The organism is Sphingobacterium deserti, from assembly GCF_000757725.1.
GTDB classification, from domain to species: Bacteria; Bacteroidota; Bacteroidia; order Sphingobacteriales; family Sphingobacteriaceae; genus Sphingobacterium; species Sphingobacterium deserti.
In genome coordinates this window covers 71581-94545 of record NZ_JJMU01000022.1, presented here as the reverse complement: position 1 = coordinate 94545, position 22965 = coordinate 71581, and the positions used below count along the sequence as shown (strand labels likewise).

General features: G+C 41.3%; 19 protein-coding genes. 15 read left to right on the top strand and 4 right to left on the bottom strand.

Going from position 1 to position 22965, the window contains the following annotated elements:
- The first annotated feature begins 10 nt into the window (after positions 1–10).
- The 6 genes from nuoL (at position 11) to DI53_RS06775 (ending at position 9395) form a co-directional block, all read left to right on the top strand.
- Positions 11–1930: an NADH-quinone oxidoreductase subunit L gene (nuoL, locus tag DI53_RS06800; protein WP_037497023.1), complete on the top strand. Its 1920-nt coding sequence runs from the start codon at positions 11–13 to the stop codon at positions 1928–1930.
- 69 nt (positions 1931–1999) lie between these two features.
- The gene (locus tag DI53_RS06795) at positions 2000–3445 is read left to right on the top strand and encodes a complex I subunit 4 family protein (protein WP_037497122.1); all 1446 of its coding nucleotides are present in this window, start codon (positions 2000–2002) and stop codon (positions 3443–3445) included.
- Positions 3446–3459: 14 nt separating this feature from the next.
- Positions 3460–4845: an NADH-quinone oxidoreductase subunit N gene (locus tag DI53_RS06790; RefSeq protein ID WP_037497021.1), complete on the top strand. Its 1386-nt coding sequence runs from the start codon at positions 3460–3462 to the stop codon at positions 4843–4845.
- A gap of 196 nt (positions 4846–5041) precedes the next feature.
- Positions 5042–7534: a DUF5686 family protein gene (locus tag DI53_RS06785; RefSeq protein WP_157836752.1), complete on the top strand. Its 2493-nt coding sequence runs from the start codon at positions 5042–5044 to the stop codon at positions 7532–7534.
- Positions 7535–7538: 4 nt separating this feature from the next.
- Positions 7539–8315: an enoyl-CoA hydratase/isomerase family protein gene (locus DI53_RS06780; protein ID WP_037497019.1), complete on the top strand. Its 777-nt coding sequence runs from the start codon at positions 7539–7541 to the stop codon at positions 8313–8315.
- A gap of 36 nt (positions 8316–8351) precedes the next feature.
- Positions 8352–9395 (top strand): AI-2E family transporter, encoded by a 1044-nt coding sequence (locus DI53_RS06775; protein WP_037497017.1) that lies wholly within the window; start codon positions 8352–8354, stop codon positions 9393–9395.
- 6 nt (positions 9396–9401) lie between these two features.
- Here the strand turns inward: DI53_RS06775 and DI53_RS06770 are convergent, their stop codons facing one another.
- On the bottom strand, positions 9402–10982 hold the full coding sequence (locus DI53_RS06770) for a M20/M25/M40 family metallo-hydrolase (protein WP_037497015.1): 1581 nt from the start codon (positions 10980–10982) through the stop codon (positions 9402–9404).
- Positions 10983–11579: 597 nt separating this feature from the next.
- On the opposite strand from DI53_RS06770, the gene DI53_RS06765 reads away from it, so the two are divergent.
- The 6 genes from DI53_RS06765 (at position 11580) to DI53_RS06740 (ending at position 14961) form a co-directional block, all read left to right on the top strand.
- A complete protein-coding gene (locus DI53_RS06765; RefSeq protein ID WP_037497117.1) occupies positions 11580–11813 on the top strand; it encodes a helix-turn-helix domain-containing protein in 234 nt (77 codons plus the stop codon).
- 233 nt (positions 11814–12046) lie between these two features.
- A complete protein-coding gene (locus DI53_RS20265; RefSeq protein WP_052072147.1) occupies positions 12047–12334 on the top strand; it encodes a hypothetical protein in 288 nt (95 codons plus the stop codon).
- Between the two features lie 70 nt (positions 12335–12404).
- Positions 12405–13262 (top strand): M48 family metallopeptidase, encoded by an 858-nt coding sequence (locus DI53_RS06755; protein WP_037497013.1) that lies wholly within the window; start codon positions 12405–12407, stop codon positions 13260–13262.
- Positions 13228–13770: a stage II sporulation protein M gene (locus DI53_RS06750; protein ID WP_037497011.1), complete on the top strand. Its 543-nt coding sequence runs from the start codon at positions 13228–13230 to the stop codon at positions 13768–13770. Before DI53_RS06755 ends, DI53_RS06750 begins: the two co-directional genes overlap by 35 nt.
- Entirely contained in the window at positions 13767–14315 is a 549-nt protein-coding gene (locus DI53_RS06745; protein WP_037497009.1) for a hypothetical protein, read from the top strand. Before DI53_RS06750 ends, DI53_RS06745 begins: the two co-directional genes overlap by 4 nt.
- A gap of 163 nt (positions 14316–14478) precedes the next feature.
- A complete protein-coding gene (locus DI53_RS06740) occupies positions 14479–14961 on the top strand; it encodes a hypothetical protein (protein WP_131555184.1) in 483 nt (160 codons plus the stop codon).
- Positions 14962–15042: 81 nt separating this feature from the next.
- On the opposite strand, the gene pgi is transcribed toward DI53_RS06740, so the two are convergent.
- Entirely contained in the window at positions 15043–16689 is a 1647-nt protein-coding gene (pgi, locus tag DI53_RS06735) for a glucose-6-phosphate isomerase (protein WP_037497004.1), read from the bottom strand.
- A gap of 130 nt (positions 16690–16819) precedes the next feature.
- Here pgi and prfB point away from each other — a divergent pair.
- Positions 16820–17903 (top strand): peptide chain release factor 2 gene (prfB, locus tag DI53_RS06730; protein ID WP_117624860.1). Its coding sequence is split into 2 segments (ribosomal slippage): positions 16820–16879 and positions 16881–17903, totalling 1083 coding nucleotides; the frame shifts between segments, so codons are not numbered across the junction.
- A 52-nt stretch (positions 17904–17955) separates the two neighbouring features.
- Here the strand turns inward: prfB and dcd are convergent.
- Positions 17956–18492, bottom strand: a complete 537-nt coding sequence (gene dcd, locus DI53_RS06725; protein WP_037497001.1) for a dCTP deaminase — start codon at positions 18490–18492, stop codon at positions 17956–17958.
- Between the two features lie 173 nt (positions 18493–18665).
- Here dcd and DI53_RS06720 point away from each other — a divergent pair, with 173 nt between their 5' ends.
- Positions 18666–19313 carry a 4'-phosphopantetheinyl transferase family protein gene (locus DI53_RS06720; RefSeq protein WP_037496998.1) on the top strand — a complete coding sequence of 216 codons (648 nt, stop codon included), beginning with the start codon at positions 18666–18668 and terminating at the stop codon, positions 19311–19313.
- Here the strand turns inward: DI53_RS06720 and DI53_RS06715 are convergent.
- Entirely contained in the window at positions 19303–20415 is a 1113-nt protein-coding gene (locus tag DI53_RS06715; RefSeq protein WP_037496996.1) for a tetratricopeptide repeat protein, read from the bottom strand. The genes DI53_RS06720 and DI53_RS06715 overlap by 11 nt on opposite strands.
- A 393-nt stretch (positions 20416–20808) precedes the next feature.
- Here DI53_RS06715 and DI53_RS06710 point away from each other — a divergent pair, with 393 nt between their 5' ends.
- Positions 20809–22929, top strand: coding sequence for a carboxy terminal-processing peptidase (locus tag DI53_RS06710; RefSeq protein ID WP_117624859.1), 2121 nt, complete (start codon positions 20809–20811; stop codon positions 22927–22929).
- The last annotated feature ends 36 nt before the right edge of the window (positions 22930–22965 follow it).

Here is a 22965-nt window from a genome sequence, read left to right as displayed (position 1 = left end):
AATAAATAGTATGTCTGAATTAATTTGGCTTATACCACTCCTTCCATTTTTTGGATTTGTCATAAATGGCTTCATAAGAAATCGTGCACCTAAGGCTTTGATCGCTTTGATCGGTTGTGGAACGGTCCTTGGATCTTTCGTACTGAGTGTGTTTGGTTATCTGGAGATTGCAAAAGCGCGCGAAGCTGGCGAATTAGCTGCAATCACTACTTCCTTGTTTGAGTGGTTTTCAGTGGGAAATATACAAATCGCGATATCCTTTCTATTAGATCCTTTAAGTGCGATTATGTTGCTAATTATCACTGGTGTGGGATTTTTCATTCACCTCTACTCCAGTAGCTATATGGCTCATGATGCAGGTTTTGGCAAATTCTTCGCCTATTTGAATCTGTTCATCTTTTTTATGACGATCCTAGTGTTAGGCTCCAATTATTTGGTGATGTTCATTGGTTGGGAAGGCGTAGGGCTTTGTTCCTACCTCTTGATCGGGTTTTGGTTTAAAAATTCTTCCTATGCTTCGGCAGCGAAGAAAGCTTTTGTGATGAACCGTATTGGCGATTTAGGATTCCTATTGGCGCTCTTCTTTATTTTGGAAACGTTTGGCAGCTTGGAGTATACCGCGGTATTTTCAGAAGCTGCCGGTATGGCGGTGGGCGACTCTACACTTCTCGTTATCACCTTGTTGTTGTTTGTCGCAGCGACTGGAAAATCCGCGCAGATTCCACTTTTTACTTGGCTGCCTGATGCGATGGCCGGCCCAACCCCAGTTTCGGCTTTAATCCACGCGGCAACCATGGTAACGGCGGGTATTTATATGGTTGTACGATCAAATGTGCTTTTTACGCTCTCCCCGTTGTCTATGGAAATTATGGCTGTGGTAGGGGCAGTTACCGCATTTGTAGCCGCGTTTATAGCGATTACGCAAAATGATATTAAGAAGGTATTGGCCTATTCAACGGTATCGCAGTTGGGCTACATGTTTTTAGGGTTGGGAGTAGGAGCCTTCACAGGCGCCTTTTTCCACGTCTTAACACATGCATTTTTTAAAGCGCTACTTTTTCTTGGTGCGGGCTCTGTTATACATGCTCTTCATGATGAGCAAGACATGCGAAAAATGGGGGGCTTGCGGAAGGCTCTACCGATAACTTTTGTCACAATGCTCATCGGGACCATCGCAATAAGCGGCATTCCGCCCTTCGCAGGGTTTTTCTCCAAAGATGAGATCCTTGCCCATGCATACCAACATCATCCTATATTTTGGGTGCTAGGCTTTATCACCGCACTCTTCACAGCTTTCTATATGTTCAGGTTGCTTTTCTTGACTTTCTTTGGGGAGTTTCGTGGCACAGAAGAACAAAAAAGAAAACTCCATGAATCGCCTTGGCAAATGACAACGGCTCTTTTGGTATTAGCCTTCCTATCGATCGTTGGAGGATTTGTAAATGTTCCTGAGGTATTAGGCGGTGGACAAAAATTGGCCGGGTTTCTTGCTCCAATTTTTGCGAACAGCGACACCCAAGCTACAGGTATGCACTTGAGTCATATGACAGAATATGTATTAATGGGCCTTTCTGTTTTGGCAGCCCTCATGATGGCATTATGGGCCTACGTGAAATATGTTAAAAACAATAAGGTGCCTATTGCCGACAATAGCCAACACGGAATACTTTACAAGCTTTCTTACCATAAATTATATGTCGATGAATTGTATGATACCGTTATCGTAAAACCCTTGCGCGGGTTGTCGCTTTTTTTCTTCAAATATGTCGATAGGATGGGTATTGACGGGTTTGTGAACGGCGTTGGCGATTTCTTTATCGGATCAGGTAAAGGGATTCGGCTGCTACAAAGCGGGCATATTGGGTTTTATATTATTATGATGGTTTTTAGTGCCGTCGCTATTTTGATTTATGGAATATTGCACATTTAAAAAAGAGGATTGCCTGAGCACACAAATAAAAATGCTTAGCTTTTAGACTTACACATTATGAACTTGTTGATGGATAACCTATTTATTTTATTGTTGATACCCATTGTCTCGGCGCTCATCTTAAGTTTTGTGAGACAAGCATTGCCAGCGAAATGGATTGCTTTAGCTACGTCGTTATTTTCGTTGGGGTTGTCTATTCCATTCCTCGTTTCATTTGTTTCTGATGCTTCGATTCAATTTGAGCAAAGTTGGACATGGATCGCATCATTGGGGGTAGATTTCCATATCGGTTTAGATGGGATAAGCATGCCTTTGCTTATATTAACAAATGGCCTTATTCCCTTGATTATTTTAGCATCATTTAAGAAAGAATACAAAGGTGGGTTCTACGCGCTTGTTTCTTTTATGCAGGCGGGCCTATTGCTGGTATTCTTTGCACAAGATGCATTCTCCTTTTACGTGGGATGGGAAGCAGCACTTATCCCTATTTACTTTATATGTGCCCTTTGGGGTGATGGTGATCGTATTCGCGTTAATCTGAAGTTCTTCATCTATACATTTTTAGGAAGTTTATTTATGTTGATAGCCTTGATTTATTTGTATAATCAAGGTACCGCACGGAGTCTCGAATGGGATGCGCTTACCTCATTGCAGCTCTCTGAAAATAGCCAGCGGTGGGTATTTTGGGGATTTCTTTTAGCATTTGCAATTAAAATTCCTATTTTTCCATTTCACACTTGGCAGCCTGATACGTATACACATGCACCCGCGGGCGGAACAATGTTACTCGCAGGTATTATGTTGAAGATGGGTGTCTACGGGTTAATTCGGTGGTTGCTGCCTGTTGCCCCTTTTGCCGTTTTATCATACAGTACAATCCTGATGGTTTTATGCGTTATCGGGATCGTGTACGCGTCAATTATAGCCTTTAAACAACAGGATGCAAAACGATTAATAGCTTACTCTTCTATCGCACACGTGGGGCTTATCTCTGCCGGAGTTTTCTCTTGGCATAGTGAAGGACTGCAGGGTGCAATACTGCAGATGGTAAACCATGGCTTAAGCGTAGTGGGGTTGTTTTATATTATCGATATAGTGCAGGAACGTACAGGTAGCCGTGAGCTTTCTTCCTGGGGTGGCTTAGCAATCCAGATGCCGAGACTAGCAATCGTTTTCCTCATTATACTAATGGGCGCTATTGGGCTCCCGCTTACAAACGGTTTTATTGGTGAGTTTCTGTTGCTAAAGGGCGTTTTTGATTTTGGGATTTGGTATGCTGCTTTCGGCGGGCTAACATTGATTTTAGGCGCGGTTTACATGCTGCGGTTCTATCAAAAATCTATGTTGGGCCCACAACATCCCGAGGGGAAAAAGGTGTCCGATATTGCAGGAAATGAATTACTAGTTCTCAGTGTAATCGCTTTTTTCACCTTGCTATTAGGTGTGTGGCCACAAGCAATATTAGATTTATCAGAAGCATCAGTTACCAGTTTATTAAATAACATTAAATTTTAGCGATTGAACGTACTATGGGAGCGATAATTACATTAGGTATATTGGGAATTTTAGTATTATATCTCGGACTCTACAAAGCTAAAAATGCACTGCTTCCGACGACGATCATCGGGCTTTTGGTCGCACTCGGATTCTCGTTGTCGTTATGGAACACTGATGCAACAACGCGCTATCATGGCATGGTGCTATTTGACCGCTATGCTATAGCGTTTTCCGCGTTACTCATCGTCGTGACAATACTAATTTTGCTCCTTTCAAAAGAATATTTTCGAAGTATCAGCGATAATATCGCCGAATATTATTGTCTGTTAGTCTTTTCGCTGATGGGCGCGTTATTAGTGGCTGCCTATCACAATTTTGCAATGCTTTTCGTTGGGATTGAAATTATGTCTGTAGCACTCTATATTCTAGTAGGGATACGTAAAAGCGATTTCGCGTCAAATGAAGCTGCCCTCAAATATTTCCTGATGGGTGCTTTCTCGACCGGTTTTTTATTGTTTGGTATTACCTTAATTTATGGCGCAGCTGGAACATTTGATCTAAGCGGACTACGAGAATATGTGCTGTCATCGACAACTCTGTCGCCGTTGTTTTATGCAGGAATATTGCTTATGCTTTGTGGATTATGTTTCAAAGTGGGGGCGGCTCCTTTTCATTTTTGGACCCCCGACGTGTATGATGGCGCACCGATATTGGTAACAACTTTTATGAGCACAGTAGTAAAAGTAGCTTCATTTGTCGGTTTCTTTCGTCTTTTCAGTATGGTCATGGTTCCGGTAAGCGAGTTTTGGACCCCCGTCCTGCTTATAATTACGATCATTACACTTTCCATTGGTAATATCACGGCGTTATTGCAAGTAAGCTTTAAGCGGATGATGGCCTATTCTAGCATTTCCCATGCAGGCTATATGCTTTTTGCGATCGTGTCGATTGGCCCTTCGTCGGCTTCTAGTATATTCATGTATGCAGTGGCCTACAGCTTCGCTTCAATCATCGCCTTCGCGGCATTAATTTTGGTTAAACGAAAAACAGGTTCTGATCAATTTGAGTCGTTCAACGGATTAGCCAAAAGAGAGCCGATGTTGGCAATTGTATTAACCATAGCCATGTTGTCGCTAGCCGGCGTACCGCTGACTGCAGGGTTTATCGGCAAATTTATGATGTTTAACAACGTGATGGGAAATTACAACATCATGCTATTGGTTATCGCGGTGATCAATGCGGCGATAGCCGTTTACTATTACTTGCATGTGGTGGTGAATATGTATTTCAAAACGGGTGAAGAGCAAAATCCAGATCGTATTGCCGTTTCCAATAGTTATACAATAGTGTTAGGGCTAGCTGCCGTTCTCACGATCGTATTTGGGGTCTATCCGGACATTATCATTAGCCTGATCTAGTGAGATTACGCGTAGCTCGTTAAAATAATCATAGGTACTTATAATTTGCTCACTTCGGTGAGCTTTTTTATGCGCTATACGTTGAAATTGGTTTTTTTCTGTTTTTTGTAATTTCATTTCTATCTTATATTACAAATTGTATCTTTATACGGGGCCACTTTTAATTATGCGGATATACAGGTTATTAGCGATTGTTATGTGTTTGTTTTGTACCTGTGTTACGCAGGTGCAGGCGCAACAGATGATCGAAGGTACCGTGTCTGATAAGAGCAGTGGAAGCATGATAGCGTTGGCAAGCGTTTCTATCGTTGGTGTGGCAGAAGGCACCTCCTGTGATTCCAGCGGTCGATTTCGATTAGTGACAAATAGGAAACCGCCGTTTCAACTTCTCATCTCCGCTATTGGGTATAAGGATGCAATTGTAGACTACAAAACTGCCCAACACCATCTTCGCGTCGAGCTGGAAAACAATGAGCAAGTAATTGACGCGGTTGAAATATCGCGAAAGGTAAAATACAAAAATCGTAATCCAGCCGTAGATCTCATTCAGCAAGTGATAAAAAACAAGCGTCTTAATCGTTTGGAAAATCAGGCGCCTTTATCCTTCAAGCAGTATGATAAATTGCAGTTCGGCATGGTCAACCCTCCACAGGGATATAAAAAAGGGTTGGGCCCTATAGGTTTTGTTTTTGACAATGTCGATACCACAACTTTACCAGGCAAGAAATTGCTGACCATTTTTATGCAGGAGCAGCTTAGTGATGTGTATTCTAAAAATAGTCCAAAGGCGTTTAAGAAGCGTGTGAAATCTATCAAGCAGACTGACTTCGATCCGCGTTATATAAATAACCATAATATACAATCGTATTTATCCTATCTTTTTCAGGATGTAGAGATATATGATGAGAATATTTTTATGATTAACAAGCTGTTCTTAAGTCCCATCGCAAATAACGCTCCGGTTTTCTATAAATATTACATTACCGATACCGTTCAAACTGCCGAGGGACGTTTTATTCAGCTTGCTTTTGAACCAAGAAATAAGACCGACCTGTTATTAAGTGGAAAGCTACAAATCACTATGGACGACCGTTTTGCGGTACAGCTTGCCGAATTGCGAACGAATAAAGAGTCGAACCTTAATTGGGTAAATGATGTAAAAATTGAATTGATTTATCGTCCAAACCAGCAGAGACACATGTTTCTGGAAAAGAGTCATGTCAATATTATTTTTGGAACCGGTAAACGAGATGCGGTTTATGGACAAAAAACATCTTTAAATTACGATTATGATTTTTCTCCGACCCTTACCGATGACGTTTTTACTGGCGCTCCGACGGAGGTGCTACCGTCTGCAAAGCAAAATGATGGGCTGGTTGCTCAGCAACGACCAATACAGCTTTCACCAGTCGAGGGGCGCGTATACAGTAACATCGATTCGCTCAATAATAACAGGACCTTTAAAACGATGCTTGCAGTGGGCTACTTGTTGGGGCTTGGCTATTACCCGGCTGGCCCTGTGGAGTTTGGTCCGTTGGAATACGTTTACTCCCGAAATAATATTGAGGGAAACCGCATTCGGATAGGTGGTAGAACCACGGCCGCACTTTCCGAGAAAGTGTTTATAGAAGGATATTTGGCCTATGGCATGCGAGATAGAGCATTTAAATATTTTGTGCGGCCTTCTGTATCACTAAATGGCGAATCGGTAGCAAAGTTTCCTGCACATTATATTCAAGCTGCCGTGCAGCGTGATATATTTGATCCGGGTAGAAATCTTGGCTTCAGAAAAGGGGATAGCTTTTTTCAGTCTATCCGTAGAAATCGACCGACTAAATGGATGGATACGGAGGCTTATCAATTAACGCATTTGATTGAATTCGGCAATCACATCAGTTTATCCAGTTCTGTTATCCATCACCAGCGCCGTGCTATTGGTGATTTGCGGTTTATCTCATCGTCTGATGCTGCTGTGTCTATGCCCGAAATAAATACCAACGAATTGCAATTTATTTTGCGTTGGGCACCGAATGAGAAATTTTACTACCGAAACCTATCACGTAACACTATTATTGAGAAGTATCCAGTCTTTAATCTACAGTACAACCGGGGGCTGGATGGTTTCCGTGGAGGCGATTATGCTTTCGATGCATTACGTGCATCTGTCTCGAAGCGGTTTTTCCTTAAGCAGTTGGGTTTTGCTGACTTCACTTTGGCTGGGGGAAAGATTTGGGGGACGCTTCCTTATCCGTTATTAGAAATTCCTGATGTCTTTCGAGAAGAGGATCGGCATGTGATCGATTTTACGTTGATGCGCAGCACGGAGTTTGTCGCTGATGAATACGTTAGGCTTTCGGTAGAGCATAAATTGGAAGGCTTTATTTTTAATAAAATTCCGTTGATCAAGCGCCTAAACCTCCGCGAGATCTGGGGCGTGAAGATGTTTTATGGAAAATTGGCAGATAATAATAATCCTTATGTAAGCGATGACGTCATTCGATTTGACCAAAATGCCGAAGGACAGACGTTAACGCACGTCATGGATAAGTCGCCATACTGGGAAGGAAAGGTCGGAATTGATAATATCTTCCGAATATTGCGCGTTGAATATGTGAAGCGGCTAAACTATTTAGATTTGCCGGATGTGCAACGCGATGCTTACCGTGTTAGTGTGCACTTTAACTTTTAAACGAATGGAAAAATCAACAAATTTTTTATTGGATATAGCAGATAAAACAGCTTATCTGACAATCAATAGACCAGAGAAACTAAATGCTTTAAATAGGGCAACATTAGAGGAATTGGCAACGATTTTGGCGAAGCTAAAGGGAGACAGTAATGTCCGTGGCGTGATCTTGACCGGCGCCGGCGAGAAGGCTTTTGTTGCGGGGGCTGACATTGCTGAATTTCGTGACCTTTCTGCAGACGACGCACGTCATTTAGCTGCTAGCGGACATCACGAAGTTATGGATGTAATTTATAATTTTCCGAAACCCGTGATAGCGGCGATAAACGGGTTTGCGCTTGGCGGCGGTCTTGAGCTCGCTTTAGCATGCCACATAAGAGTGGCCAGTAGCGCAGCGAAAATGGGATTACCAGAAGTATCCCTCGGCTTGATTCCTGGCTACGGTGGTACGCAAAGGCTTCCGCAGCTTATCGGTAGAGGTAAAGCACTGGAAATGATTCTGACTGGGGAAATGATGTCCGCGGAAGATGCGCTGCAGTGTGGGCTGGTGAATTACGTTGTCGCCCCAGAAGCATTGGTAACTACCTGTGAGCAGCTGTTGAAGAAAATTTACGCTAAATCATCTACTGCAGTTTCGGCTGCAATTTCTGTTGTAAATATTGGCTTAGTAAAACCTGAGGAGGGCTACCTGGCCGAAATTGATGCGTTTGGAACGGCCTTTTCAAGTTTGGATTTTGAGGAAGGGGTTTCTGCATTTCTGGAAAAGCGAAAACCAAATTTTTAAGCATTTGTTCATATAGTTGATAGAGCTATTAACTATATGAACCATCCTGTATTTTCCCAAAAAGAGCGCAATATTATAATTCTTATAATCGTCATTGCGTTAGGTTTGATTTTACTTTACGCCACGCGAGGTATATACGGTGCCTTCCTCGGCACGTTGGTGATGTATACGCTATTTAGAAAGCTCAATATCTTTTTGATAGAGAAATGGCGATGGCCAAAGCCACTATCGTCAGTTGCAATTATTCTGGTATCTATCGTCATCATCATTTTGCCGTTTTTTGGCATAGGTAGTATGCTGTTAAAGAAGGCCATAAAACTGCAGCAAGATCCGGCCTGGATTACACAAATGATTGATGCCATAAATGGCTTTGCTGGGGATAAGCTCGGTAAGCCCGATCTCGTAAAAGAGCAAATCGAGGCGAGTGCAGCTTTCTTCGGTGGTTTATTAACATCGGTTTTAGGGGGTGCTGCAAATATCTTTATTGAAGTCACCGTTATGTATTTCATTTTGTATTTTTTATTTGTCAACTACCGTGGTTTTGAACGAGGAGTTATTCATTACATGCCTTTTGATGAGCAACAAGCGTCTATATTTGGTACGGAGCTCAAAAACATAACCTATTCCAACATTGTTGGGCAAACAGTTATTGCTATTGTACAGGGAGGTTGTTTAGCTTTAGGTTTTTGGTTTTTTGGCGTGCGCGATGAATTATTTTGGGGCGTGATTTGTGCGATATTGTCGTTTGTCCCTTTATTGGGGCCGCCGCTTATTTTCGTTCCTGCCGCATTGATACTTCTTTCGCAAGGGCAAAGCTGGCAAGCGGTAGGTTTACTCGTTTGGGGGTTTGGGCTTGTGATTAATATCGACAACGTATTGCGATTTATCATAAATAAGAAGGTGGGCGATATCCATCCATTGATAACCGTTGTTGGCGTCATCATTGGCTTACCTTTGTTTGGGATAATGGGTTTGGTATACGGTCCGTTGTTGTTAGCGTATTTTCTGATCGCGGTTAAGATCTATAAAACCAACAAGCGCCTTTCTTTGAGAAAGGCGCAGTTGGAAGATAGGCAGTAGTCTAGCTTAGTAGCCCACACCTGTACGGCGCGGCTGACGTATTGCTGGCCAGGTGTTTTCACCCCGCGTGCCGCCCGTAGGCATAACACGTTGTTCTCTATTGACAAGTTCATCCTCTTGTGCCGCCATATAAGCCATCACCGCCGTTAGAACGACGTTGTAGCGTAAATCATCAAAGACAAGCTTATCATAGGTATCTAAATTTGTGTGCCAAGTGTTATTAAAGTATCCCCATGATAACGAGCTGAGCATAAAAGCCGGAATTCCGGCTGCCACAAAAGAGGCATGATCAGAGCCACCACCACCGGGATTTCCGGGGAAAGTGGTCTTAATATCCTTCGTGATGTGGTTAGGAACGGCTTGCATCCAGCGACCAATAAAGTCGTAGGCATGAACAAAGCCAGAACCATTTATATTCTCCACGCGTCCGGTACCATTATCGAGGTTGAAAACAGCCTGTGTTTTTTCTACAATTTCAGGATTATCTAACACAAAGGCTCTTGAACCGTTCAAACCTTGTTCTTCACTACCCCAAAGGCCAATCAAAATGGTACGTTTCGGATTTGGGAATACTGCTTTTAGAACACGGGCGACTTCCATCATAGCGAGTGTACCTGTGCCATTATCAGTTGCGCCGGAACCACCTTCCCAGGAGTCTAAATGCGCAGATAATATGACATATTCATTTGGCAGCTCTGTGCCTTTAATCTGCGCGACAGTATTAAAAGATGGAACGTTTCCTAGATCTTTCGAGCTGGTCTCGATTTTTACTTTTGGAATGATTCCGTTCTGCGCCAAGCGATAAAGTAGGCCATAATCTTCTAATGATATATCTACGGAAGGCACCTTTTTGGTTCGTGCGCCAAAAATTTTATTTGCACCAAATTCTCTAGACCAAAAGCTAGAAAGGATGCCTAAAGCTCCGGCATCTTCTAGCTTCGCCGGGATAGAATTAGCAGAGTACCCTGTTTTAGCGATATTGGCGTTGAAGATGCGGACCAAAGAATCACGCTCATGTTTCATTTGCTCGAACGATTCTGGCCGGGCATACTTTTCCCAATCGTGATCCGGCCTTCCTGTTGGTTGGTACATGGAAGTCATCACATACTTTCCCTTCGCTTTGGGGAGCCAAGCTGCGAAGTCAGTGGAGTCTTTGAATGTAGGTAAGACGATCACCTCACCTTCTATTGCCTTGCCCTTAGTGCTTGGACTCCAGGCAAGCTGTGTACCTGCAAGCGTTTTTAAGCGAGGGGATGTCATGTCGATATGCGATATACCGCGTTCCCAGCCGCGCCATTCGCCAAATTGCTGTTTCTCTGCCTCGATACCCCAACTTTGAAAGGTTTTTACTGCCCAATCATTGGCTTTGTTCATTTGTGGTGTTCCTACAAGCCGAGGGCCAACAACGTCCAGTAATTGGAAGGCTAGATTCTCTAATTGCGAGTTTTCGTTGGCTTCTTTTACAATTTTTTGAACAATTGGATCGAGCTGCTGCGCTTCTTGCCGGCCGTATTGCCCGAAAGATGAGCCGCTAGCAAGTAAAGCAAGAGCGCAGAGAGTAATTCGCAATTTTTGATGTGTTATCATGAATGTGTTGATTAGTTGTCGCTTTAAATCTCGCTATTTTTTGTGAAAAATGCGTTCTGTGACTAGATTTTTACGATCCTATAATAAGATAGCGCGCGTTCTGTACACTAGAGCAACCAATTCTTACGCAAATAACTTGATAATGTGGGATTCTAAAATTTTAGCTTACCAAGATCACTTAACGAGAAATAGCCAAGTTTAGGACGGTGTTATAATTAAATTTTTGGTTCGCTATTTAACAAGATCATTCGCATCCGTGTTTTGACCAATTAGGTTAACCAAAATGTCTTTTGTCTTCTTCGTTGATTTTTATTGGCGGAATATTAAGTAGAAAATATGTTGAATTATTTTGCTGAACTAATTCTTATAAGATAATTAATTGACTTAATTGCTATTTTTCGCTATATTTAGTTCATTGGAATTTACTCGTTTAACTCTTGCTTGGTTTGTGTGTGCGGTATGTTGAATGAAATGCTTGGTAATAAAGACATTTCGTAAACTGATTTATCGCACCAGCGAAGCAGATAGAAAACAAACGATTTTTATCTCAGAAACCCGATTGCAGAAGTGTGAATAGCCAAACGCAAATACTGAATTATGAATAAGCAAGATAAGAATTGTATCAACAATAAAATTGCGGCGACGATCCGTGTTGAGCGTTTTAGGAGAGGCTATAGCCAAGAATTTATGGCTTTACAACTGCATATTTCTCAGAATGCCTACTCTCGAATAGAACGTGGGGTAACGAAGCTGGATATAGAACGGCTAGATGCGATAGCAGCACTGCTCGGCGTTACTATCGAGTTCCTCTTAAAGGAAGGCAAAAATTAGGGTTTTCTTACAGCCCTTTATACCATAAAAAGTGATTCAACATCATCGATAATCCAACTGGAAGCTAGGAGAGCAAGGAGAATAGCAGCGTCGTAAAGTGTTAACCATATTTTGTTTAATTTAAAACCATAGGGTTTAGAGGTTTTTCTTATTTCTTTTTATTCTTGTAGAGTCAACTGCGCAGAGTGGCATCGAGTTATTAACAGAGTTCGTTTATTTTAAGTTAGATAAAGATGAAAAAGAATTTTAGGAATATTTTCATGCTTTTAGCACTCATAGGTGGTTTGGGATATGTGTCTAAAGGTCAGCATACCACAAATCTCGGATTAGCTGTTGTAAAAAAGGTTTTTCAGTCTGAAAACGAGTATGCGAAAACAGCCGGCACTGCAATAGGAGGTGGGGCAGGTGCTGTCGCAGGAGCTTGGGCCGGTACTAAAGCTGGGGCAGCAATTGGAATGATAGGAGGTCCTGCAGGAGCGGCAATAGGTGGCGTTCTTGGAGGCACGGCTGGAGCACTATAAATCATTAAGCCGCTACGAAAAGCAAGGATTGTTCGGTTCTTGCTTTTTGTAATGTTCAACAGCTCATAGTATGCAATTTATTATTGAAATAAATCTTGTTATTCTTATTGTTTCCGTTTTTACCCGGCTCATGTTTTTAGTGCTCAACCCACATGAACGTGTTGCCACTTTTTTTAGAAAGACTGCACTAATCAATCTTGTAATAGAATTCTTCTTTAATTTATTTGCGTTATGTGTTTTGATTTCCTGTTGTAAGCTAGTTTCGTCTGTTTTTGCCCTCTCTTCCGAATTCCAATATATCCTCTATTTGAGTGTGGTGTCAGTTATTGTTCACTTTTATTCCTATTTTTTTTATTATACAATTGACACCTATCTCAACAAAAAGAAGGAAATAACGGGGCTCTTTTTGGAAGCAAATTTGGTTAACCGTAACATCAGCGTATATGAATACGATGACAAAGAATTTAACGCCTATTCTACCGGGGTGTTTTCTAATACAAGGCAGATCCTTTTTTCTAAAAAGCTATACGAGTTATTAAGTAAAGAGGAGCGATATGGAATAATTATGCATGAGGTTGCTCATTTCGAACATCATGATTTGCTTAAGAGGTATATGTTACAAGTGGGATTAACAATGGTGTTTGCTTTTTGCATGTATTTCGCAAACCAATATGATGTAATAGACGAATATTTGCTGACAGCCATTATGGGGGGATTGTACGGTGGATTAAACGTCGTCCTAGTCGGTCTGATTTCGAAGAAACAAGAGCATGCAGCAGACATGTTCTCCCTTCAATCAACCGGTAAACCTTATGTAATAGACGCCTTAAAGCGGATAAATACAGCTACTCAAGGAATGTTAAACCAAAAATCATTAAGCTACCCAACCCTAGATGAAAGAATTCAATTTATTAAAAAATATTCCTAAAACGTCGATTAGCTTTGTTTGTATAATCTTCGGAATATTTTTAGGTAATCAATTCCGATTAAATGATCAAGTCGTTTCGGTCAACCAAAATATATCTGCTGACGATTTAGGCCTTATTCGGACAGTCAATCTTTTCTTGAAAATTTTTTTAACAAATTTAACTCTACTTTTGGTTACTATATACATCGGCTTTTTTACTGGAGGCCTCTTAACTTTGGTAATATTAATTTTTAATTCTATCAATTTGACTTTTGTTGCTAACGAAGCAAAGTTGGTTATGTCTAATACGGATTTACTAGTCAAATTTCTTTTTCATGGATTGTTGGAGGTATACACATTTCTAGTTGCAGCAAATATTAGTTTTGGTGGCTGGCAATACTATCGTAGAGCTGTTGAAAACGATTGTTTTGATAAAGATCTGTTGCCAAGAAATAAGTACACATACATTTTGATAGGGTTTGTATTTGTTTCAGCTTTTTTGGAGGTTATCAATATTAACTATTTATGATAAAGCAAGGATTGGGTACTATTGCATTTTTCATACTGACATCGATGGGGTCGATGTTGTATAAAAATTACTTGATCACCGAAACAATTGCAGAATCTGACAAGCTTATACACGTTATGGCAGCTTTTAGTTCTTTCTTTACGGTGTCATTTGCTTGCATTTTTTATGTTCTAATACTCTTCCTAGGTAGATTGGGTACAAAGTTATGTGGGCAAAACATAGCAAAAGGCGACCTTTTTGAAGTATTGGTCAGTTTTTTTATAGTTTTGAGTAGCTTCGAGATCTTTAAGATTGCTGTACATCATACATGGCTCAAAGACAGCTTAAGATTTATCGTCCTCGATGAAGCTTTTAAACACGACTTGGCAGCTACAACATGGGGTATGTATTTAAAGTTGACTCAATTATTTTCTTTAATTTTTTTAATAATTGTTTGTTATGTAAGGCTTAGAGAACTTAATTACTCTGTAAAAGTGTCAGCTATCTTTATTTCTTTCATCATGTTTGGGTTAGGTGTTTATTCAATACCAGATTTTTTTATATAGAGGTGATTGGCTGAGCGCCCCGTAACACGATATCCTTTATCGGCATTATCTTTTGCATAAGACGGGCAGTACTATGACTAACAACAACCCGGGTACAAGAGTACATAGCAACTAAAAGATAACTTCAATATCGAAAATAGTAAGTAGGATTAAAAGTAGAACAATGAAAAGAACACCACTAATTTTTTTACTATCCCTGATGTCGCTCAGTATATTTGCACAACATCGGAAGTTTGGCTATGTTGAGTTAGGTGGCACAAGTGTTTTTACTTCGCTGAATTTCGACATGCGATTTAATAAAGAGAACCCGGATGGGTTAGGCTTTCGTGCGGGAGCAGGGAGTAGTTTTGGCGCATTTGATATTGATAAGATTTATACTGTTCCGGTAGGGATTAACTATGTCATTGGCAAAGGAAAGAGCGGTTTTATCGTAGGGGGAAATAGTGTTTTTGCAATAAATGGTGAGCCGAAGGGAAGAAAATCCGAAAATTTCAAATCCGTTATATTTTCTGCGGATGTCGGTTATAGATATACCCCTACGGGTAATGGTTTCGGCTTCCAAGCTACGTACACGCCGCTTTTTAATACAGTGGACGGCACAATGCCTTTTTGGATTGGCGTAGGGATAGGGTATTCCTGGAATTAAAAAGAGGGCTATCTGCTTAGAAGCAGATAGCCCTTATTGCCAAATACAAAAATAGACTTTTATAATAGGGAAGATAATAGTTTACCGCCAAGCCTTATACTGGTTGATCAATCCATTGGTAGAAGCATCATGTGAGCTTACGTCATTTTCATCAACAAGTTCTGGAAGGATGTTGTTGGCTAGTTGCTTACCCAATTCTACACCCCACTGATCAAAACTGTAAACGTTCCAGATGACGCCTTGGACAAAGATCTTGTGCTCATAAAGGGCGATAAGTGTACCGAGCGTGTAGGGCGTTATTTTTTTGATAAGGAAAGAGTTTGTCGGCCTATTGCCTTCAAAAACTTTGAAGTTCTTCAATGCCTCGATTTCTTGTGCAGATTTGCCGGCTTTTTGCAATTCGGCTACTACCTCCTCTTCATTTTTTCCATTCATCAAAGCCTCCGTTTGCGCGAAAAAGTTAGATAAAAGGAGTTGATGATGGTTTCCTAAAGGATTAAGTGAAATTGCTGGAGCAATAAAATCGCATGGGATCAATTTTGTGCCCTGATGGATAAGTTGGTAGAAAGCATGCTGACCATTTGTACCGGGCTCGCCCCAAATGATTGGTCCTGTTTGATAGTCGACCCGATTGCCGTTCCTGTCGATGTATTTACCGTTACTTTCCATGTCGCCCTGTTGGAAGTAGGCTGCAAAACGGTGCAGGTATTGATCGTAAGGTAGGATAGCGTGGCTTTCAGCGTCAAAGAAATTGTTGTACCAAATGCCTAGCAATGCCAATACAACGGGGATATTTCTCTCGAACTCGGTATTTTTAAAATGCTGATCAGCGGTATGAGCTCCTTTTAACAATTGTTCGAAGTTTTCAAATCCAATTCCTAGCGAGATTGATAGTCCAATGGCAGACCATAGCGAGTAACGGCCACCTACCCAATCCCAGAACTCAAACATGTTTTCCGTATCAATACCAAATTCGGAAACCCCTTTCTCATTGGTGCTCAAAGCTGCGAAGTGCTTCGCAACATCTGTCTGTTCGGCACCGGAGGCTAAAAACCACGCCTTTGCTGAAGCCGCATTGGCCATCGTTTCTTGTGTAGTGAACGTCTTTGAAGCAATCAAAAACAGGGTTGTTTCAGGGTTCAATCCCTTTAATGTTTCTGCGATATGCGTACCATCCACATTGGACACGAAATGCAAGTTCAATCGTGTTTTGTACGATTTCAAAGCTTCTGTAACCATCACGGGACCCAAGTCTGAACCGCCAATACCGATGTTCACCACATCCGTGATTTCTTTGCCCGTAAAACCTTTCCAACTGCCGGATAGGATTCTGTTGGTAAAATCCTTCATATGGGCCAAAACAGCGTTGACTTTTGGCATGACGTCTTCGCCATCCACTAACACAGCATCGTTGGATTGATTACGCAATGCTGTGTGTAGCACTTGCCGACCCTCTGTTTTGTTTATTTTCTCGCCGTTGAACATGGCGTCAATAGCTTTATCTAATTGACATTCTTTTGCGAGTTGAATAAGTAGTGCGAAGGTTTCGTCGGTGATTCTATTTTTAGAAAAATCGAGTAAAATGTCTTCGAGTTGGGTAGAGAATTTTTGAAAGCGATCTGGGTCTTCTTCGAAAAGTTGCTTTAAAGATTTTTCATTGACCGAAATGTAGTGATCGGCTAAGTATTTGTAAGCTTGTGTGGTCGTAAAGTCTACGTTTGGAAACATGATTGATGATGTTGTTTGTACCAAAGATAAGTATTGAAACAGTCAAATTTAAATTTTATGGGAATAGCTTGTATGTAAAGATAACCAACGCGCGATTACGTTTTTCCGTTTTTACTTTCTATTTTTGGCTATGACCAAAGAACAGATTCAGGACTTGAGGGATAGAGTTACGTCCCTAAGGAGGCATCTTTGACATTGATGCCAAGAAAGAAGAAATAGCTAAGAATACAGAGATAACATTACAAGCCGATTTTTGGGATGCTCCAAAGGCTGCTGAAAAGGTTTTACATGAGATAAAGAACCTGAAAGTATGGACGGAGCATTTTGATGAGGTTGCAGCAGCTGTGGAAGATGCCGGCGTGATGTATGAATTCATGCAGTCTGGTGATGCTACGGAGCAAGATGTAGAAGGGCAATATCAAGATGCTTTGCATCAAGTAGAAGAACTGGAGTTTAAAAATATGCTCAGTGCTGAGGAAGATCAGCTTGACGCGATCCTGCAGATCACAGCGGGTGCCGGCGGTACCGAATCATGCGACTGGGCGGCAATGCTGATGCGGATGTATATTATGTGGGGTGAAAAGCATGGGTGCAAAGTAACGGAGCAAGATCATCAGGAAGGCGATGTGGCCGGTATAAAGACGGTAACATTACAGTTTTCGGGCAATTTTTCCTACGGCTACTTGAAAGGGGAGAACGGCGTGCACCGGTTGGTGCGAATCTCTCCGTTTGATTCGAACGCTAAACGTCATACCTCATTTGCCTCTGTATATGTTTATCCACTGGTAGATGATAACATAGAAATAGAGGTTAAAGATTCCGAAATCGAATGGGATACGTTTCGCTCGGGCGGCGCAGGTGGACAAAACGTCAATAAGGTAGAAACGGCTGTTCGACTACATCATAAGCCTACTGGTATCATTATCAAAAATCAGGAGTCGCGTTCTCAATTGCAAAACAAAGAGAATGCACTTCGATTGCTGAAATCACAGCTTTATGAAATAGAGATGCGGAAACGGCAGGAGGCTACAGCTGCAATTGAGGGTTCTAAGAAAAAAATAGAATGGGGATCGCAAATCCGCAACTATGTTTTACATCCCTATAAGCTAATCAAAGATCTACGAACAGGTACGGAAACATCAAATACGCAAGCCGTATTAGATGGCGATTTGGATGAATTTTTAAAATCTTACTTGATGGAATTCGGCGGCTAAAGCCTTATAGCCTAAGAGTAGCGGTTTGCTCGACAAACCGCTACTCTTTATATTAAAAAGAGTTTTTCCACATCATGCTTTCGACAGGGCGGATTGTCTTATTATTATACTTCGCATTTCCCTTACTGTTGTATGGCGTTTCAATGTCACCTTCAACAACAAAGTAAATGAGCTGTCCAATCGGCATTCCCGCATAAACACGTACAGGTTGTGCAGCAGAAATTTCCAATGTCCATGTGTTGCAAAATCCCACATCACCCTTGCCCGCTGTAGCATGTATATCGATGCCCAAACGTCCTGTACTGGATTTTCCTTCCAGAAAAGGAACATGAGCGTGCGTTTCTGTATACTCCAATGTTACACCTAGATATAGCGTTCCGGGCTGGAGTATATAGCCTTCCTCAGGTATTTCAAAGTGTTCAATTTCGTTGTGTTTTTTTGCATCTAGTACCTCACTTTTGTAAGTCGCCAAATACTTTCCTAGATGGACATCGTAAGAATTTGTTCCTAAGCATTTTCTGTCGAATGGCTCAATAACGATCATTCCGTTATCAATCTCTTCTAAAATTCTTTTGTCTGATAATATCATGTGTAATACGTCAAGATCCTCGCTCTCAGGTTATGAAAGAGGACTTCAAAAATACACTATTGCTTCAATTTCAGCAACTTTAACTGTTAATTTTGTAGCATCGATTTCATTCCTACGAATCTTCGGATTTTTAAACATATATTGGTCTTTAAATCATTAATAACACTTTTTATATGGGGCTAGTATATCTCCGGGAGTTGAATAGCGATACGAAGTTTGCCATTTGGAAAATTGAAGAAACAGTTGAGGAGCTGTTGTGCCGAATACAACTTGATGAAAGGGAAAGGGCGAAACTCGAAAGTTTATCTAAAGGCAAGCGCACGTTGCATTGGTTAACTACGCGTGTTTTACTCCGTTATCTGTTAAAAACAGAAGATTACATCTCTTGTCCCTCAGATGAAAATGGAAAGCCTTTTTTGCCGGACTACCCCTTTGAGATTTCCTTGACACATTCGTATGAATATGCAGGGGTATTGATGAGTGGAAAAGGTAAATGCGGTATAGATTTAGAAATCATAAAAGATAAGGTACTGCGCATTAAAGAAAAGTTTCTAAAACCGACTGAACTCGCTTTCATAAAGGAAGATAATGTGGAGCAACTGTATGCCTGTTGGTGTGCAAAAGAAGCGGTGTACAAACTTCAGGGCAACAAGGGCGTGTCATTTTTGGATGATATGACGATACTGCCATTTCAATACAAACCACAAGGTGTCATGACGCTTCTGTTACGAAAAGAATCGAAATCTTTCGCCTTCCAAGTCTATTACGAAAAGTTCCAAGACTACATGCTTGGCTACGTTGTTGAAGGTCTTAATCCTTAAATAATTCCAGGCGGAGATTTTGGTACCGCTCAAGGGCATCTTCTGCTTTATTCAGATCAAGCTGTTGCATGTATATTTGGCCTAGCTTATCTGCTATTGCCAATTGTAACAGCTTATTATCTTCTGTTTCGGCTAGGGCGTTCGCTTGGATAAACTCTTTCTGAGCAACCCTATAGTTTTGCTGGTTAAATTTGGAGAATGCTAACATGTATTCAATCTCCGCTAATTCACTCATGTAATTTTTGCTCTTAGCCAAATCTCTTGCTTGAATTAAAAACCACTGCGCCTCCGTATGTTTATTTTGCATTTGGTAAATTTTTGCCAAGCTTTCCCAGGCGATAATCTTTCTGTCGTATGCTTTCGCCCGATTAAGCAGTGGTATTGCTTTGCGAATGATATTGTTTTCGGCAGAGCGGTAATCCTTATCATGTGCCTGTATCAATGCAATTTTGACTAGTGAGTTCGCTTGCTCGACAATGCTTTGTTGTTTCATAGCACTTTTATAAAACGCTTCTTGAAAAAACCCAGCTTGTTGTATATTTTTATCAAATAGATAGAGATTACCCAGATTATACTGTATGATAGCAATGTCTACAGTATTTGTTGTTTTTTGTGCATGCTGTAGTGCGGTTTGCAATAACCCGAGTGTCTGCGGAACAGATCCATCGCGAAGTGACGCCGCTGCATAGGCATGTAGAATTCCATAAGCGGTATTATAATTCCCACGCTTTAATTCCTCTTGGATAAGTGTGTTCCAAGCTAAGGCTGAAGAGGGCTGTGGAGTCAGCAAATATTGAATATTAGAGAAATTACTGGTCGGTTTAAAGTCCTCCAAAAGTCGTTGAAAATCTAGCGCGCGGTCGATACTATCTTGAAAGTCTACTTTGGCTGCGTAGGAGTCTGTCAATAATTCCTGTCTGGTACGAGGCGCGGGCAGTACGTACACAGCCGGACCAACCCCATTGAATTTCGTGTCGTATTTCGTGATGTAGCCTGCCGGATCCAAAGGCACACTTTGTTCCTGTGAGATGGCTGGTAAAGCTACCGTAAGTAGCAGCATGATAGAAGATATATGGATGGCGTATTTCACGAATGATTGCATAGTAAGATCTTTTGCTGTTTTTTCAAATGTATAAAAAGTTTCTTACAGCAGTTGTGATCAATACGGGCAGTTCCATAAAAATCAGCTAGATTAGCCGGCCAGTGAGCATGCCGGTCGCAAATGGAGGAGGGATTTAACTTAGTTTAACATCTAGCGGATAGGAAGAAAAAAGGGGCTTAACACTGTTGTAATCGAATATTTACACAAAGTTTGGCTAGATATTTGGTTATCTGAACGTAATTTAATTCGAAATCGGTATCTTAATGAAATTATTTTAAAAGACAGCCGTTATTTTATAGTTCGTTTTCAGTATTTTTAGCGGAAGGAAAGCCCGGTTAAGGGGCTTAGATACTGAAAATATTGCAGTAAATGTGTTTAAATAAAATCTCTTATATGTTTAAGAATATTGTATTTGGTCTGGCATTGATTTCTGTCGTTGCCTGTGGATCAAAACCCCGTGTGAATTTGGAGGAAGGGATGTTGGAATTGAAGCCATCTGCCCAGCATCAGGTGATTGCTTCGGAAGTGGCTAATCTTTTAGAGAATTACAGCTACAAGAAGGTGCCCATGACAGACTCACTGTCGCGTATTGTCTTTGCTAATCTGCTAAAGTCGATGGATCAAGGGCGCAACTACTTGTTGCAATCTGATGTAGATGATTTTAAGCAATTTGAAAATACCATCAGTCAGGATTTTAGAAAGGGAGATTTATCTGCTCCGTTTTATATCTTCAATGTTTACTCCAAGCGTTATTTGGAAGCGATGGAATATGCGCTCACCCAAATTGATGCGAAGCATGATTTCAATGTGAATGAGAACTATGTCGCTTACAGGGAAAAATTGCCTTATTTCAAGAGTGATGCAGAGTTGAAAGATCAGTGGCGCAAGCGAGTAAAATATGATTTATTAAACCTTCGTTTGACAAGCACGGAAAAGGATTCCGTGGATGTGGAAAAACATAAGGAAACATTGCGTAAGCGTTATCAAAATATTATATCGCAGGCAAAGAAGACAAATTCCAACGATGCTTTCCAGCTCGTCATGACATCGCTAACAGATGCTGTTGATCCACATACCACGTATTACAATCCATCATTCGCGCAGGCATTTAATGAAGGCATGTCCAATACGTTTGAAGGCATTGGGGCGCGACTGCAAATGGAAAACGAAATGGTTACTATCAAGGAAATTATTGCTGGCGGTCCGGCATTTAAAGACAAAAGCTTGAATGTCGACGATCGGATAATTGGCGTCGCACAGGGAGATGGCGAATTTGACGATATTATCGGCTGGCGTTTGGATGCTGCGGTAGCAAAAATTAAAGGACCAAAAGGAACGACGGTACGTCTTAAGATTATTCCGGCCGGAAAAGAGTTGACAGCACAACCAAAAATTGTGGACCTAAAACGGGAGAAGATCGTGTTGGCTGAAGAATCTGCTCAAAAAGAGATCAAACAGATTAAGGGCGAAGATGGTAAAACCTACAAAGTCGGTCTTATCAAGTTACCCAAGTTTTATATCGATTTTGATGCTTACCGGAAGCGTGATCCTAACTATAAAAGTACCACACGGGATGTGCGTCTGATTTTAGACACGCTTCGTCAGGAGAAAGTTGATGCTGTTGTGTTGGATTTACGCAACAATGGTGGAGGTTCTTTACAAGAGGCCATAGAATTGACCGGATTGTTTATTGATAAGGGGCCTGTCGTGCAAGTCCGTGACGTGCGCGATAGGGTTGAAATAGATAGTGACGAGCAAGCCGGGGTTTCTTGGGATGGTCCATTCGGTGTGATCATTAATCGTTTTTCGGCGTCGGCATCTGAAATTTTCGCTGGAGCGATCCAGGATTACGGAAGAGGTGTTGTACTTGGTTCGCAATCGTATGGTAAAGGTACGGTACAATCGGCCATTGAGATGTCTCGTTTCATTAGCGCTACCAATAAATTATTATTGAAAGCGAAAGGCGAAGATAAAGATCCAGATACCCCTAATGGAGCGCCGGAGTTTGGACAAATTAACATCACGATGGGTAAGTTCTACCGAGTGACAGGTAGCAGCACGCAACACCGAGGCGTAACGCCGGATGTTGTCTTCCCAACGCAGTACACAGCAGAAAAGTTTGGCGAAAGCTCGGAACCATCTGCACTGCCTTGGGATCAAATTAAGCCATCCTCTTTTAAACGGGTGGCAGATTTAGCGAGCGTGAATGAAAAGCTGAACAGCATACATCAGGCGAGAATGAGTAAATCACCTGAGTACAAATATCTGTTGGAAGATATCGATGAATTTACAAAACTTGACTCTCTTCAGGAGATCAGTTTAAACCAGGTTGAATTGCAGAAGGAACGCGATAAAGCAAAAGCAAAAAACCGATCACGAATCAATCAGGGGCTTCAATTACGTAATCTTCCACTTTGGAAAGAGGGAGAACCACAGCCGAAAACAGATTTTGATTTCGTATTGGATGAAAGTATGAATGTCATGGCCGATATGATAAATTTGGTCAAAAAATAATATTCTGTTGAAGACGGAGTTATATTAAAGGGAGTT

Bases quoted from the DNA above. Each gene is read 5' to 3' on its own strand.
- DI53_RS06770 (WP_037497015.1), bottom strand. From the start codon at position 10,982: ATGATAACACATCAAAAATTGCGAATTACTCTCTGCGCTCTTGCTTTA.
- DI53_RS06720 (WP_037496998.1), top strand. From the start codon at position 18,666: ATGGGGCTAGTATATCTCCGGGAGTTGAATAGCGATACGAAGTTTGCC.
- DI53_RS06785 (WP_157836752.1), top strand. From the start codon at position 5,042: ATGTGTTTGTTTTGTACCTGTGTTACGCAGGTGCAGGCGCAACAGATG.
- pgi (WP_037497004.1), bottom strand. From the start codon at position 16,689: ATGTTTCCAAACGTAGACTTTACGACCACACAAGCTTACAAATACTTA.
- DI53_RS06795 (WP_037497122.1), top strand. From the start codon at position 2,000: ATGGATAACCTATTTATTTTATTGTTGATACCCATTGTCTCGGCGCTC.
- nuoL (WP_037497023.1), top strand. From the start codon at position 11: ATGTCTGAATTAATTTGGCTTATACCACTCCTTCCATTTTTTGGATTT.
- DI53_RS06745 (WP_037497009.1), top strand. From the start codon at position 13,767: ATGATAAAGCAAGGATTGGGTACTATTGCATTTTTCATACTGACATCG.
- dcd (WP_037497001.1), bottom strand. From the start codon at position 18,492: ATGATATTATCAGACAAAAGAATTTTAGAAGAGATTGATAACGGAATG.
- DI53_RS06790 (WP_037497021.1), top strand. From the start codon at position 3,460: ATGGGAGCGATAATTACATTAGGTATATTGGGAATTTTAGTATTATAT.
- DI53_RS06715 (WP_037496996.1), bottom strand. From the start codon at position 20,415: ATGCAATCATTCGTGAAATACGCCATCCATATATCTTCTATCATGCTG.
- DI53_RS20265 (WP_052072147.1), top strand. From the start codon at position 12,047: ATGAAAAAGAATTTTAGGAATATTTTCATGCTTTTAGCACTCATAGGT.
- DI53_RS06780 (WP_037497019.1), top strand. From the start codon at position 7,539: ATGGAAAAATCAACAAATTTTTTATTGGATATAGCAGATAAAACAGCT.
- DI53_RS06750 (WP_037497011.1), top strand. From the start codon at position 13,228: ATGAAAGAATTCAATTTATTAAAAAATATTCCTAAAACGTCGATTAGC.
- DI53_RS06765 (WP_037497117.1), top strand. From the start codon at position 11,580: ATGAATAAGCAAGATAAGAATTGTATCAACAATAAAATTGCGGCGACG.
- DI53_RS06740 (WP_131555184.1), top strand. From the start codon at position 14,479: ATGAAAAGAACACCACTAATTTTTTTACTATCCCTGATGTCGCTCAGT.
- DI53_RS06710 (WP_117624859.1), top strand. From the start codon at position 20,809: ATGTTTAAGAATATTGTATTTGGTCTGGCATTGATTTCTGTCGTTGCC.
- DI53_RS06775 (WP_037497017.1), top strand. From the start codon at position 8,352: ATGAACCATCCTGTATTTTCCCAAAAAGAGCGCAATATTATAATTCTT.
- DI53_RS06755 (WP_037497013.1), top strand. From the start codon at position 12,405: ATGCAATTTATTATTGAAATAAATCTTGTTATTCTTATTGTTTCCGTT.